This window comes from Paenibacillus sp. YSY-4.3, assembly GCF_054767475.1.
Genome location: NZ_BAABMC010000003.1, coordinates 513,983 through 528,366, shown reverse-complemented (window position 1 = coordinate 528,366; position 14,384 = coordinate 513,983). Strand labels below are relative to the sequence as shown.

General features: G+C 52.1%; 15 protein-coding genes. 11 read left to right on the top strand and 4 right to left on the bottom strand.

The genetic code is table 11. The features are described from left to right. Positions 1-14: 14 nt before the first annotated feature. Positions 15-1,283 (top strand): MFS transporter, encoded by a 1,269-nt coding sequence (locus tag ACYUJT_RS13210; protein WP_460322733.1) that lies wholly within the window; start codon positions 15-17, stop codon positions 1,281-1,283. A gap of 20 nt (positions 1,284-1,303) precedes the next feature. On the opposite strand, the gene ACYUJT_RS13205 is transcribed toward ACYUJT_RS13210, so the two are convergent. Further along, positions 1,304-1,927, bottom strand: a complete 624-nt coding sequence (locus ACYUJT_RS13205; RefSeq protein ID WP_460322731.1) for a DUF1054 domain-containing protein — start codon at positions 1,925-1,927, stop codon at positions 1,304-1,306. 180 nt (positions 1,928-2,107) lie between these two features. On the opposite strand from ACYUJT_RS13205, the gene ACYUJT_RS13200 reads away from it, so the two are divergent. The 6 genes from ACYUJT_RS13200 to ptsP all read left to right on the top strand — a co-directional run bounded on the left by ACYUJT_RS13200 (position 2,108) and on the right by ptsP (position 8,668). Then, entirely contained in the window at positions 2,108-2,704 is a 597-nt protein-coding gene (locus ACYUJT_RS13200; RefSeq protein WP_460322728.1) for a hypothetical protein, read from the top strand. Positions 2,705-2,870: 166 nt separating this feature from the next. Continuing rightward, the gene (gene gndA, locus ACYUJT_RS13195; RefSeq protein WP_460322725.1) at positions 2,871-4,280 is read left to right on the top strand and encodes an NADP-dependent phosphogluconate dehydrogenase; all 1,410 of its coding nucleotides are present in this window, start codon (positions 2,871-2,873) and stop codon (positions 4,278-4,280) included. A 154-nt stretch (positions 4,281-4,434) separates the two neighbouring features. Next, a complete protein-coding gene (locus ACYUJT_RS13190; RefSeq protein ID WP_460322722.1) occupies positions 4,435-4,938 on the top strand; it encodes a shikimate kinase in 504 nt (167 codons plus the stop codon). Positions 4,939-4,972: 34 nt separating this feature from the next. Further along, positions 4,973-6,262: a 3-phosphoshikimate 1-carboxyvinyltransferase gene (aroA, locus tag ACYUJT_RS13185; protein ID WP_460322719.1), complete on the top strand. Its 1,290-nt coding sequence runs from the start codon at positions 4,973-4,975 to the stop codon at positions 6,260-6,262. 48 nt (positions 6,263-6,310) lie between these two features. Continuing rightward, positions 6,311-6,742: a CoA-binding protein gene (locus tag ACYUJT_RS13180; protein WP_460322717.1), complete on the top strand. Its 432-nt coding sequence runs from the start codon at positions 6,311-6,313 to the stop codon at positions 6,740-6,742. 189 nt (positions 6,743-6,931) lie between these two features. Further along, positions 6,932-8,668: a phosphoenolpyruvate--protein phosphotransferase gene (ptsP, locus tag ACYUJT_RS13175; RefSeq protein WP_460322715.1), complete on the top strand. Its 1,737-nt coding sequence runs from the start codon at positions 6,932-6,934 to the stop codon at positions 8,666-8,668. A gap of 93 nt (positions 8,669-8,761) precedes the next feature. On the opposite strand, the gene ACYUJT_RS13170 is transcribed toward ptsP, so the two are convergent. Then, complete coding sequence (locus ACYUJT_RS13170) at positions 8,762-9,289, bottom strand: type 1 glutamine amidotransferase domain-containing protein (RefSeq protein ID WP_213590704.1); 528 nt, start codon at positions 9,287-9,289, stop codon at positions 8,762-8,764. Positions 9,290-9,535: 246 nt separating this feature from the next. On the opposite strand from ACYUJT_RS13170, the gene ACYUJT_RS13165 reads away from it, so the two are divergent. The 4 genes from ACYUJT_RS13165 to ACYUJT_RS13150 all read left to right on the top strand — a co-directional run bounded on the left by ACYUJT_RS13165 (position 9,536) and on the right by ACYUJT_RS13150 (position 12,382). Then, positions 9,536-9,979: a hypothetical protein gene (locus ACYUJT_RS13165; RefSeq protein WP_460322713.1), complete on the top strand. Its 444-nt coding sequence runs from the start codon at positions 9,536-9,538 to the stop codon at positions 9,977-9,979. Between the two features lie 112 nt (positions 9,980-10,091). Continuing rightward, entirely contained in the window at positions 10,092-10,436 is a 345-nt protein-coding gene (ytxJ, locus tag ACYUJT_RS13160) for a bacillithiol system redox-active protein YtxJ (protein WP_460322711.1), read from the top strand. A 107-nt stretch (positions 10,437-10,543) separates the two neighbouring features. Then, positions 10,544-11,548, top strand: coding sequence for a catabolite control protein A (gene ccpA, locus ACYUJT_RS13155; protein WP_055107543.1), 1,005 nt, complete (start codon positions 10,544-10,546; stop codon positions 11,546-11,548). A 126-nt stretch (positions 11,549-11,674) separates the two neighbouring features. After that, complete coding sequence (locus tag ACYUJT_RS13150; protein WP_460322707.1) at positions 11,675-12,382, top strand: 5'-methylthioadenosine/adenosylhomocysteine nucleosidase; 708 nt, start codon at positions 11,675-11,677, stop codon at positions 12,380-12,382. Positions 12,383-12,388: 6 nt separating this feature from the next. Here ACYUJT_RS13150 and ACYUJT_RS13145 read toward each other — a convergent pair whose 3' ends face one another. Both ACYUJT_RS13145 and ACYUJT_RS13140 read right to left on the bottom strand, forming a co-directional pair. Further along, complete coding sequence (locus ACYUJT_RS13145) at positions 12,389-13,564, bottom strand: acetoin utilization protein AcuC (protein WP_460322704.1); 1,176 nt, start codon at positions 13,562-13,564, stop codon at positions 12,389-12,391. Positions 13,565-13,607: 43 nt separating this feature from the next. Continuing rightward, on the bottom strand, positions 13,608-14,240 hold the full coding sequence (locus tag ACYUJT_RS13140; RefSeq protein ID WP_460322701.1) for a GNAT family N-acetyltransferase: 633 nt from the start codon (positions 14,238-14,240) through the stop codon (positions 13,608-13,610). Positions 14,241-14,384: the final 144 nt, after the last annotated feature.

The following is a 14,384-nucleotide window of genomic DNA, read 5'->3' as shown; positions in this document are numbered from 1 at the left end:
AAGGGAGAACGACTGTGGAAATAACGACCAAACTCGTAAGCAAGAAACTGCTGACCCCGACTTTCATTTGCCTGTGGATCATCATGTTCCTGGTAGAGTTTGTAAAGGGAGCATTAATCGTATCGATTTTACCTGTATACATGGGGGATGTACTGCATCTAAGCGCGTTTGCAATCGGTTTATCCTTCTCGCTTCAATATATTGGCGATAACGTATTTCGCAGTCCGGCCGGCTGGTTCATTGAGAGAGTCGGTTTTAGACTGACGATGATGATGGGGCTGCTGCTGACGTTTGGTGCTGTACTGATTATCGCTATGGCGGATACAATGGGCATGATTGTCCTGGGCTGTGCGCTGATCGGCATCGGCACCGCTCCGCTATGGCCGTGCGTTCTGATGGGCATTTCCGCCGTTACGCGCGAGAATAACAATTTCGGCACCGCGATGGGAGTCATCCAAATTTCCAGTTTGGGCGGGACAGGTTCCGGCCCGGTCATCATCAATTTTTTTGTGGGCGGTTCTTATCGGTCGGTCTTTTGGGTGCTGCTTGCTTTGATGGGGATTGTAGTCATCGTATCCATGTTCCTGCCGGGCAGGGCCAAAATGAAGAACAACCAGACTACGGCGGAGCAATCAACGGAGGAGCCTTCCCTCTGGGAAGGAGGAGCCAAGGGAGTGCTGAACAACGTTCTCCAATCGATCCGGCATATTAAAGAGAATCTGCATGTCAGCCGTTTATTATTCCCGGCGCTCTTCCTGCAGACCTTTGCGATCGGGCTGCTTACGCCGGTCATCACATTGTTTGTAAGGACAGAGCTTGATTTATCGCCGGAAGCTTTCAGCGCCTTGCTCGTTACCGGAGGGGGCATCACCGTCATCGGTCTGATTCCGATCGGCCGGCTGGTGGACCGTTTCGGGACCAAATGGTTTCTGCACATTGGCTTCGCGCTCGCTGCCGTCGCGATCGGGCTATTTGCCGTAACGCGCACTATTCCTGTCGTATGGATCCTCGTCATCCTCATCGGGATCAGCTATGCCTGCATTTTGCCGACATGGGATACGATGATTTCCCAAATGCTGCCTGAGGGGGAGAAAGGGACCGTATGGGGTTTGTTCTTGACGGTTCAGGGCTCGGGGATGGTATTCGGACCGATCGTCTCGGGTAAAATGTGGGATATGATCGGCCCCTCCGCACCGTTTATGGCCAGCGCCATCGTGATGGGCGTCCTGTTCTTTGTTCATATCATTATATCACGGCCAAAAAGCAGCCTTCCCCGAGCTTGACGCGGGAAGGATGCTTTGCTTTAGAAAGACCCTTTGTAGAGCGGCATTAACGTCTCGAAGGTCTGTTCGATCTTATGGGTAAGTCCTTCGCCGTCTTGAAGAAGCGGTTGATCCCGATCGAGGCGCAGTCCGCACAGCAGCTCGGATTTCTTCACGGTTTTGAGCTTGCCGGCCATTTGCAGCAGCTCCTCTTTATCCATCTCCCGGTGGAGCGTTCCCTCAGGCTTCATATGGTCCGTCGACCAGTAGAAATCCGCCGGCACGAGCTTGCCCACTTTGGTCGCATGCTTCTCTAAATACCTAGCGATGGTTTCTTTATTCTGGCTTTCATAAATGACCGCAAAAATAATGAACAGATGGGTGGAGAACATACCCACCTGGAAATGGGGCAGCGCTTTGTAGCCGCGCTTGCTGCTGCTCCAGGCAATCCACGTGTCCTCGGGCGGATTGATCGTCCGTCTCGCGTGCTTCGCGACATGCGGGAACATTTCTTCGCCGCATAAGGCGGACAGATAAGGAGCAATCGTTCCTCCAAGCGCGTCGAGCTTAGGACGGATATTCGCGATGATTGCTTCCATCCGCGGCTCAAGCCCTGGCACGGTCAAGCTATCGAAATCTTGGCTTGTAAAGCCGGAAAAATTCATCATGGCAACCTCCAGCATCTTGCTTGTTTTTCTATCGGCCAGTATCGGCCGTTACTTGCCAGTATAACACTTTTTCAGCCTATTCTGCGTCACAATGGGCCCATAACGGGTAAAAATAATCAATAATCCAAGTTACCTCTACATAAGATGAAGTATAAGATAAGGTAAGGAGGGAGTGCCGTGAATAAAAGTTACGAAGTAGAATACTGCAATCTGGAACTCCGTTTCGATCGCCGGCACATTCAGCAGCTGATTCGCGACCTGATCCAGGATGGATATTCGCTGTACTGGAGCGAGAACGAATCGGTCTTCATTATTTCCGTACGCACAGGACGCAAATTGACCAAGCTGCGTTTTCAGCGTCTTGCGAAAGGATACAAGCTGGCAGGCGATTACGTCATCAAGGACGCCAAGCTGGCGGAATGGTTCGAGAAGCTGATCGGAGAATTGCGCGGCCATGCGGTCGTCAAACGGTTTAAAGATCGGCAAATATTGATCGAGAGCATTCTGTTTGGCGAGGTCATCCGCTTGGTGGAAATCACCGGAGTGGAGCATCGGGTTATTTTTCAAAAAGGGCCTATGCTCGACATGGAGCGAGTCGTGGAACTGCTTGCCTCGCAATCGGCGGAACAGCAGATTGAGAGCCTGCAGAAGAAGCTGGACGAGGAGCTGGATCATTTGTATGACGCCATGAAATCCGGCGACGAAGAGCTGATCGAGAACTGCAAAGAGAAACTGCGCAAGCTTCGTATTCAATTAATCCAACTGGAGTGGTAAGAGAGACAATGCGAACAATAAACAAGGATTGAAACGGCTCTTTCGGATCATTGGAAGGGCCGTTTTTAAATATAAAATGAGAGTTGGATGAAGGGGTTCACTTCTGTACTTCAAAGAGTTAAAATGATATTATTGAAAAAAATATAGAATGCAAAGGATGGAGACCATGTCGAAACAACAAATTGGCGTTATCGGCCTTGCCGTTATGGGTAAGAACCTTGCCCTAAATATTGAAAGCAGAGGGTTCACCGTCTCGGTGTATAACCGTTCCCCTGAGAAGACTCACGATATGCTCGCGAACGAAGCAAAGGGCAAAAATGTGGTCGGTACATTCTCGGTTGAAGAATTTGTAAATTCTTTGGAAGTACCGCGCAAGATTCTGATCATGGTACAAGCAGGGCCAGCTACCGACGCAACGATCGAGCAGCTCCTTCCTTACCTGGATCAAGGCGACATCATTATCGATGGAGGCAATGCCTACTTCCCGGATACGCAGCGCCGCAGCAAAGAGCTTGAAGCTAAGGGCTTCCGCTTTATCGGCACAGGGGTATCCGGCGGTGAGGAAGGCGCATTGAACGGCCCTTCGATCATGCCTGGAGGCCAGGAAAGCGCATATAAATTAGTAGAGCCGATTCTTACGGCTATTTCCGCTAAAGTGAACGGCGATCCTTGCTGTACATATATCGGTCCGGATGGCGCAGGCCACTATGTCAAGATGGTGCATAACGGGATTGAGTACGGCGATATGCAGCTGATCGGCGAGGCTTACCACCTGCTGAAGGACGTGCTTGGCTTGGATGCCAAGGAACTGCATGAAATTTTCACCGAGTGGAATAAAGGCGAGCTGGACAGTTACTTGATCGAAATTACGGCGGACATCTTCTCACAATACGATGAAGAGACCGGCAAACCGATGGTTGACGTCATCCTTGACGCTGCCGGACAGAAAGGAACAGGTAAATGGACAAGCCAAAGCGCCCTTGACCTCGGCGTGCCGTTGTCCATGATTACGGAATCTGTATTCTCCCGCTTCTTGTCTGCGATGAAGGAAGAGCGCGTTGCCGCAAGTAAAATTTTGAGCGGCCCGGCTGCCAGCTCTTTTGACGGTGATAAACAGGAGTTCATTGAAAATGTTCGCAAAGCTTTGTTCGCCAGCAAGATCGTATCTTACGCTCAAGGCTTTGCTCAAATGAGAGCTGCATCTGACGAGTATGGCTGGGATTTGAAATACGGCAACATCGCGATGATCTTCCGCGGCGGCTGCATTATCCGTTCCCAATTCCTGCATAACATCAAGGAAGCTTACGACCGCGATTCTGGCTTGAAGAATCTGCTTCTCGATCCTTACTTCAAGAACATCGTGGAGACGTATCAGGATGCATGGCGTCAAGTGATCTCGGCAGCGGTCTCCCGCGGCATTCCGGTTCCTGGCTTCTCCAGCGCATTGTCCTACTATGACAGCTATCGCACGGAGCGCCTGCCGGCCAACCTGCTGCAAGCACAGCGCGACTACTTTGGGGCGCATACGTTCAAACGCGTTGACAAAGAAGGCGTATTCCATCATCAATGGTTCTAATTAATTGATTCATAAGGCGTCAAGAGCAGTTTTGCTCTTTGGCGCCTTTTTTGAATATTTCATAATGAGGTGTGCCGAAATGTTAGCGCCTGTGTTATGATATGAAAAAGTTTGCCATCAGCACAGGAATAAAGTAGGTGAAATATTGAGTGGAATGAGAAACAATATTATACTGGTAGGAATGATGGGCACGGGCAAGTCAACGGTAGGAGCCGTACTTGCCGAAATGGCTGGTTATCGGCTGATCGATCTCGATCAGCGGATCGAGGAGGAAGCAAAGTGCACGATTCCTGAGCTGTTTGCGAGTCATGGCGAACCCTACTTCCGGGATATGGAGTCCGCATTGCTGCGCCAGGTTCTGCAAGAGGGCGGGGTAGTGCTGGCAACCGGCGGAGGAGCCGTTCTGCGCGAGGAGAACCGCTCCGTCATGCTGGAGCATGGCTGGGTCGCTGCTCTAACCGCTGACCTGGAGAGCATTCTGAAGCGCGTTGGCGAGGATCCGGGCAGGCCGCTGCTTGCCGGAGGGGCTAGGGAGAGACTAACCGTCCTCATAGAGGAGCGCAAGCATGCTTATGATTTCGCTCATGCCAAGATCGATACCACGGGTAAAACCCCGGACGTCCTAGCGTCTGAGATTTTAATGCATTACCGCGGTTAATCAAAATAATATTTGGTGAAAAAGGAGAATATAAATGGACGTTATCGTTAGACCAACGCCCGAGCTTAGCGGTGAAATCGGGGCGCTATCATCGAAAAATTATACGACACGCTATCTGCTCGTTGCCGCACTAGCCGAGGGAACGAGCACTATATATTACCCTGCACACAGCGAGGACAGCGACGCTATGCGCCGCTGCATTGCCGACCTGGGGGCGGTACTGGAAGAGGATGAGGAGAAGATCGTCATTACGGGCTTTGGCCGGAAACCGAAGGATGTTAAGGAATTGAACGTTGGCAATGCCGGAGCCGTGCTCCGGTTTCTGATGGGAATCGGCGCCTTGTGCCCTGAGGTGACCTTCGTCAACACGTACCCTGATTCCTTGGGCAAGCGTCCGCATGACGATTTGATTGTGGCCCTGAAACAGCTTGGCGTTGAGGTCGACCATCAGGAGGGCCGTCTGCCTATCACGATTCGCGGCGGCAATCCAAAAGGCGGCAAGATCACCGTATCCGGTGCGGTTAGCTCGCAGTATTTAAGCGCCCTCTTGTTCCTGACTCCGCTGCTGGAGGAGGACAGCGAGATCGAGGTGCTGGACGATTTGAAATCGAAGGTCGTTGTCGGCCAGACGCTGGAAGTGCTGGAGCAGGCGGGGATCATTATTCATGCCAGCGACGATTACATGAGCTTCAAGGTACCTGGCCGCCAGAGCTACCAGGCGAAGACCTATACGGTTCAAGGCGATTATCCGGGCTCTGCGGCCATTCTGGCGGCAGCTGCTGTAACTAAATCGAATGTGAAGGTGCAACGTCTCGCTGAGCGCAGCAAACAGGGAGAGCGCGCGGTCGTAGACGTCCTGCAAATGATGGATGTACCGCTGACTCATGTGAACGACACGGTCCACGTACAAGGCAATGGCCGTCTTCGTCCGGTGGAGTTCGACGGCGATGCCGCGACCGATGCGGTGCTCGCCATGGTGGCAGCCGCGGTGTTTGCCGACGGAACTTCCCGTTTCTATAACGTAGAGAATTTAAGATATAAGGAATGCGACCGGATTACGGATTATTTGAACGAGCTGAGAAAAGCCGGTGCGAACGTAGAGGAGCGCCAGGCCGAGATCATCGTGCACGGCCGTCCGGGCGGGCTTGAGGGTGGAGTTGAGATCAACGCTCATTACGATCACCGCGTTATCATGGCTTTGACGATTGTCGGTCTGCGCTGCCGTGAACCGCTGGTCATCAAGGACGCGCATCACGTCGCTAAATCGTATCCGCAATTTTTCGACCATATGGAGGCGCTTGGCGCTCAGGTAGAATGGGTATAAGAAGTTAGGGCAGGGCATACTATGGAACTTCGAGAGGAGGATTAGGCCATGGCTTTTGAAAATCCCAGTCGCGAGGAAATCAAGGAAATTTTGGAGCATGCGGGTAACATCGCCGTCGTCGGGCTGTCTGATAAGACAGACCGCACGTCTTACATGGTGGCCCAAGCGATGCAGAGCAACGGCTACCGCATTATTCCGGTGAACCCGGCGGTAAGCGGACAGATTCTCGGCGAGCAGGTGTATGCCTCCTTGGCGGACATTCCGGAGCCGATCGATATCGTCAACGTATTCCGGCGCAGCGAATATACGCCGGAGGTAGCGCGGGAGGCGGTTACGGCCGGTGCCAAGGTGCTGTGGCTCCAGCAGGGAATCATCAGTGAGGAAGCTGCGCAAATTGCTGAGCAGGGCGGCCTGAAGGTCATCATGGACCGGTGCATCAAGGTAGAGGACAGCATTTTGCTTGGCAAGAGCAGGCAATAATCTGTAAGAAGAGGACCCGAATTCGGGGGTCCTCTTCTTTGTTTTGCCCGGACAGGCTTAATTTCCTTTGACAAATTTGTAAACCTAGGATTACCATAATAGTGCGAACCCGAATTACTTCGTGAATAAAGATAAATATTATATAGAGATTGATATCCTATAACAGAGCAGGATACAGGGGGTCTAAACATGATACAGGGCGTCGCTGCAGCAGCGGGCGTAGCCATCGGCAAGGCATTCGTGCTGCCTGCCTGGGAATGGGATGTGCCGGACAGCCAGATGGATAAGGTGGATTTGGCCGCAGAGTTTGAAAGATTGTATGAAGGCATACGCACATCCAAGACGGAAATCGAAGTAATGAAAAATGAAGTCAAGGAAGCGGTAGGGGTCGAGGAGTCGAGCATTTTCGACGCCCATTTGGCCATTTTGGAGGATCCCGTATTCATGAGCGAAATCCGCGGGATCATCGAACGCCAGTACAAAGCCGCAGAAGTTGCTGTCAAAGAAGCAACGGATCATTTTGTCACGATGTTTGATCTGCTCGATGATGAGTACATGAAAGAGCGGGCGCTCGATATCAAGGATGTGGGCAATCGCCTGTTGAAGCATTTGCTTGGCACGCCCGATATTACGCTTCCAGCCGATACCCAGCCCTATATCTTGGTGGCTAAGGAATTGTCGCCCTCCCAGCTTGTACATATGAATCCCGATAATGTACTGGGCATGGTTACGATGGCTGGAGGCAAGACCTCGCATTCGGCCATTATGGCCCGGGCTTTAGGGATTCCACTTGTATCTGGATTGGAGCATAAGCTCGGAGCGCCGCTGAAGACGGGCGATATGCTTGTCGTTGACGGGGATGAAGGACTTATTTATGTTGAACCTGACCAAGAAATCATACAACGGTACACAGAAATGGCCGAAGCCCAGCGGAAGCGCAAGGAGCAGCTGCAGCTGCTGGCGACAGTCGATGCCATCACGCGGGACGGTGTCCGCTTTCGGCTTGCGGGCAATATCAGCTCTGTCAAAGATTTGGAACAGGTTCTCAATTGCGGTGCCGAAGGCGCGGGGTTGTTCCGTACCGAGTTCCTCTATATGGACCGGCCAAACTTTCCTTCGGAAGAGGAGCAGTTTGAAATTTACCGGCAGGTCGCCGAGAAGGCAGGCCGTCATTCGGTCGTGATTCGTACCCTCGACATCGGCGGGGATAAGCAGCTGGAATATTTCGAGCTGCCGGAGGAGGATAACCCGTTCCTCGGCTATCGGGCTATCCGGATCAGCTTGAACAGCAAGGATATGTTCAAGACTCAATTGACCGCCATCCTTCGGGCCAGCGCCTACGGAAACTTGAAAATTATGCTGCCGATGATTTCCTCGCTGGAGGAGGTACGCCAGGCGAAGCAAATACTGGCCGAGGCCAAGTCCGATCTCGACCAGCGCGGCATTGCTTACGACGACGGCATACCGGTCGGCGTCATGGTCGAAGTGCCGGCGGCGGCGGCGATCGCCGATTTGCTGGCCAAGGAAGCGGATTTTTTCAGCATCGGTACGAATGATCTTGTCCAATACGTCCTCGCGGTCGACCGGATGAATGAGACGATCGCCCATATGTACCAGCCGTTTCATCCTGCAGTGCTTCGCCTGCTGCGCCAAGCGATTACGGCAGCGCAGGATGCTGGGATCCCGGTCAGCGTCTGCGGAGAACTCGCTGGGGATGAGAAGGCTATCCCCATCTGGCTTCATCTGGGCGTCCGCGATCTGAGCATGTCACCGCAATCGCTGTTAAGGGTAAAGCACCGGATATTGAATGCTGAAGCTTCGGCAGGGAGAGAAGCCGGGGCGAACTGCTATCGGCTCGCGACTGGAGCTGAGGTGGAGGCAGAACTTACGCGTTTTGCGGAAAGCTGCGTGTGGCAGAATAATTAAATACGAAGAAGAACCGCATAGGGATCGAGCAGCCGGCTCCTTCCCTTGCGGTTCTTCTTTTTGATATTCAGCAGCGGCTTCAAGGCGGACTGATTACGCCTTCGCCAGCGCATCGACGAATGCTTTGCCGTACGGCGGCAAATCCGGCGGGCGGCGAGCTGAGATGATATGCCCGTCCACGACGACGGCCTCATCCTTCCAAATCGCGCCTGCGTTTTCCATATCGTCACGGATTCCCGGCGTCGACGTTACCGTAACGCCCTGTAGAATCTTAGCGGATATCAGCACCCAGCCAGCATGGCAGATTTGGCCGATCGGCTTCTTCGCCGCATGAAGTTCTTTGACCATTTCAAGCACCTTGCCGTAACGGCGAAGCTTGTCCGGGGCCCAGCCGCCCGGAACGAGAATGCCGTCGTAGTCTTTGGCATCGATTTCCTCGAAGCTATATTCCGCTTCAGCAGGCACGCCGTACTTGCCGATGTATTTTTTGCCTTTCTCCGGTCCGACGAGATGCACCTCGGCTCCTTCTTCACGCACCCGATAAATCGGGTACCACAGCTCCAAATCCTCGAATTCCTCGTCCACTAAAGCGATAACTCTTTTACCAGTAAGTCTCAATATCGACGCCTCCAGTTCTTGATCGGTCTTGACGAAAATCGTTTTCGATATTTTAATTGTATCAAAAATAAAGTTATTTTTCATATGGACATCGCCGCAACCTAGGCGAGATTCCTTGCCAATCAAGGAAATTACAAGCATTTGCATCCCCGAAAAGGAGAACATCCCCTAAGGGTCGAATACATCATTTAATGGACGACGGGCAGTTAAAAGTAAATTGAAAAATGATTTGTAAGAAGAGGTGGTACTGTGCGCAAGTTGTGTCATTGCGGGCAAGAAATGAGCCTCGATTTTAGAGTGCTCATTTTTGGAGGGGTTATCGAAATTGACAGAGTACCGATATTCGAATGCGAGCAATGCAGTCACTACGAGGTGCTTCCGGCCGTCAAACCGGATCTGCTTGCTCTGTTGGGGGAACTGAAGGCGAGCCAGGAGCAGGGGCTCGTGCTTTTTAATGAGGTGAACGAACTGGCGGACGTGATGTACGGCATTTACCGGACATGGAATGAGACGGACTCTCCATCATTTGAATCGCTCCTCGACCAGAAATGCAAGGAACGCATTAACCTGCTGCTGGATGTGTATGGATGCGCCAAAGGCATGGAAGATAGCGATTGGATGGAGGATATTTCCAAAAGATTAGCGCAAATATCTCAATTTGTAAATAACAGTCAATTTTCAAGGGCGAATTAAGGACGGTTTTTGGCAAAGTGCTGTAATGAGTTGTGTTTAACGTCTTTTTTTTGTTAAGATATCTAAAGAGTATGTTGAGTCTGCCTTGTCGGAAAAAGGGGATGGATATATTATGGCTGCTTTGAAAAGAATAACTTCCATAGAAGAGCTTGCCCAGACTGTGGAAGGCTCAGCGCTTAAGCCGCTTTTGTTATTCAAACATAGTACCCGTTGTCCCATCAGTTCGGGAGCGCACCGGGAGGTTGACGCATACTTAAATCATAATCCCAATGAAGCTGTTACCTACGGTGTGATATACGTTGTTGAAGACAGGGCCGTATCCAATGCGGCTGCCGAGCATCTTGGAGTAAAGCATGAATCCCCTCAAGCCATTCTAGTCAAAAACGGACAAGCCGTTTGGCACACTTCCCATTCCGACATTACTTCAGAAGTCCTAGAGGGAATTCTAGCTGAATAAAGCGCGAACATTGCACAAAGTAAAATTTTGTCGTATCATAAACCTAATTGGAGCTTGAAAACTACGGGATGAATGAGTGAAAATCTATTGGCAATGGAGAGAAGAATGTGACGGTTACCATTTATGATGTGGCACGTGAAGCAGGCGTCTCAATGGCCACGGTTTCACGGGTTGTCAACAACAACCCCAACGTGAAGCCGCAAACCCGGAAGAAAGTATACGAAGCAATTGAACGATTGGGATATCGTCCGAATGCGGTCGCAAGAGGCCTTGCGAGCAAGAAGACGACTACGGTTGGCGTAGTAATTCCAGACATCTCAAATTCAATTTTCGCAGAAATCGCCCGGGGCATTGAAGACATCGCCAACATGTACCACTATAACATTATTTTATGTAATGCGGACAAGAAGAAAGAGAAGGAAATCCGCGTCATCAACACGCTGCTTGAGAAGCAGGTGGACGGGCTTCTCTTTATGGGCGGGGCAGTGACGGAAGAGCATATGCAGGCTTTCCAAACGTCCTCTGTTCCGGTTGTATTGTGTGCGACGAGCGATGAGAACGGAACGATTCCGTCCGTTGATATCGATCATGAGGCAGCTGCTTTCGATGCCGTTAGCACGCTGATTCGCCATGGTCATCGCGAGATCGCCATGATCAGTGGAACGCTGCAGGACCCGGCTAACGGATACGCGCGGTTCCAGGGCTACAAGCGGGCGCTCGAAACTGCGGGGATTCAATACCAGGAGGATCTGGTGCGGATCGGCAACTATCGCTACGAATCCGGTGTCGAAGCGATGAAGTATTTCTTGGGCCTGAAGAAGCGCCCAACGGCAATCTTCGCGGCTACGGATGAAATGGCGATTGGAGCGATCCACAGCATTCAGGATGAGGGCCTCAAAGTACCGGAGGATTTCTCTATTATTAGCGTGGACAACATTCGGATGGCTTCGATGGTCCGACCGCAGCTGACTACGGTAGCTCAGCCGATGTACGACCTCGGTGCGGTGGCTATGCGTTTGTTGACGAAATTGATGAAGAAAGAGACTGTGGAGAGCTCGAAGGTAATTTTGCCGCATGAGACGATTCTTCGCTTGTCGGTAAGCCATGTATAATTGGCAGGACTGATTCATCAATTATAGATAGAGAAGAAGATTACAGACAAATATATGAAAAAGGTTATACGGAAAAAGCTCCTGTTCAGGAGCTTTTTTTAGGGAAAAAAAGGAGGAGGAGATCTTATGGCCGCAACGATTGGGCTGATGGGCGCCATGGATGAAGAAATCGCTCTGCTGTTGGAGCAGGTAGAGCGGCAGAACACGGTCGTGCACGCCGGAATCAGCTTTGTGACCGGGCTGCTGCACGGCAAAGAGGTTGTCGTTTGCAGATCAGGGGTCGGCAAAGTTAATGCTGCCGCAACGACGCAGGTGCTGGTCGATCGCTTTGAAGCCGACACGATACTGTTTACGGGAGTCGCCGGTGCGGTTCACCCCGAGCTCAATATCGGGGATATCGTGATTTCCTCTTCATGCCAGCAGCATGATATGGACGTGACTCCGCTCGGTTTCGCCCGCGGCATGATTCCTTATCAGGACGTTTCGGATTTTCCGGCCGATAAGAAGTTGATCCGGCTGGCGGAGGAGGTTTGCTCCAAACTGTGCGCGGACAACAACTTTATCGTAGGCAAGGTGCTGTCCGGCGACCAGTTCATTTCCGATCGTGACTATGTGCGCGAGCTTCACGAGACGATGGATGGCGCCTGCGTGGAAATGGAAGGGGCAGCCGTGGCTCAAGTATGCCATATGAATCATGTTCCTTATGTTATTCTTCGCTCGATGTCCGACAAGGCTGATGGCACGGCGGACGTCAATTTCGCCGAATTTACGGTATTGGCCGCCAAGCGTTCGTTCGAAATCCTCAACGAAATGGTGGCTCGCCTGAACCGTTAATCAGGCTCAGGGGAAATCCTGTAATGCAACCGCGAGACTCTCGCGGTTTTTTGCCGTAATTTCAGCCCTGCGGGGAATCCCCTCCCAATGGGTTAAATCATCCAGCCATTCGGCTGGGAGGCTTACTGAGCTTTGCTCCTGCCAGCGCTCGATCCATGCTTGGGGCAGCCGGGTACGGGGGTGCTGGTCGAGGGAGCGCTTTAGCGGATGATCCGTCATCTCCAGCCAAAGCAGGCTCCATGCCCGGGGGACGACACGCCAGATGTCATACCCGCCGCCGCCTACGGCAACCCAGCGCCCGCTGCAGTACGTATGGGCCAGGCTGTGTATAATGGCGGGCATCTCGTTATAGATGGCCATGCTGCATTGCATATGGGAGAGAGGGTCGAGTGCATGCGCGTCGCAGCCATGCTGGCTGATGATGAGATCCGGCTTGAAATATTCCGTCAAGCGGCGGATCGATTGCTCGAAGCATTCCATCCAGGAAGCGTCTTCCGTATAAGGCTGCAGCGGAATGTTGACACAGGTTCCATAGCCCTGATGCTCGCCCCGTTCCTGCACGAAGCCGGTGCCCGGGAATAAATACTTGCCGGTCTCATGGATGGAATAAGTGCATACTTCAGGATCGGAGTAGAAGCTCCACTGCACCCCGTCGCCGTGGTGCACGTCGGTGTCGATATAGAGCACCCGTGCCTGGTAGCGCTGCCGGACATAGGCGATGGCCACGGAGACGTCATTGTATACGCAGAAGCCCGCTGCTTTGGCGGAGAGAGCATGATGCAGGCCGCCTCCCAAATGCAGGGCATGATCGCAGCGACCGGACATGACCGCCTCGCAGGCCGAAATGGAGCCTCCCGCAACATAAGCAGCGGCTTCATGCATGCCCGGGAAGAAAGGCGTATCGCCGTCGTCCAGCCCGTACTGCCCTGCCCGCTCCAGCCAATCCGGCCCAGGGCTTGCGCTTAACGCTTTTACAGCCTCGATATATGCAGGCTGGTGAATTTGCAGCAGTTCGTCTTCCGTGGCTGGACGCGATGTCAGCATCGCCGTAGGCCCTAGTGCTTTCGCTTCGGCAAGGAGATCGAGCGTTAATTTAAGCCGGATCGGATGAAAAGGATGGCTGTCGTGAAAATGATAATTCATAGCTTTATCATGATGAACCAATAAAGCGCTTCCAGTCATGGGCGCCACTCTCCTTGCTCTTGTGTCATCATCTGATGTGCACTTAGTACATGAACCGCTGCTGAAAGCGAATGCGGTCAAATTGCTCTTCAGATTCCAGCGGAACATCTTTCCCGATGCGGACCATCAGACAGTTTGCCGGATGGGAGCAAATTTCCGGGTCATCGGTAGCATACCAGACCATATCGACCGTTTTCATGAGCCGCTCCATCATTTTTCGGTAGTCCCACACGCTGAGCCCGCTGCTTTTCAAATCCCAATGCCAGTAATACTCCGTCGTAAATACGATGTACCGCTCCATCTGATCCTGCTCGAATGCCGTCCGGATCATCTTCGAGCCAAGCCCGAGCGAACGGTAGTCGTTTGCCACCTCGATCGCCCCGAGCTCGATGAGATCGGGCATATTGCCCTGAGACCAGCGTTCCATTTCATCCGGATAATGAAACGTGACATAACCGACGATCGTGTCCTGCTCCCTTGCGATAATGATTCGTCCTTCCGGGAGCGCCGCGATTTCGATCAATGCTTCGTGCTGATCCTTCGGCCTTCGGAAAGCATCGAGCTCTTCATGCATTTGGAAGCTTCGCAGAAGCTCCGGCAAGACCGGGCCTTCGATGACGATTTCGCGGCCTTCACTTGATACGGTATGGCGGATATGTGTTTTCTGATGTTCCATTTTCGCCGCCTCCTTTGCTCGTTCCCCTCACTTATAACAGAAAAATGAAAATTTGAAAAGTATAGCCCCTCATAAAAGCGTGTGTTATAATGTATTCCGACATAAAACATTCATAAATAACTCTTGACATCCCGCTTAACAATG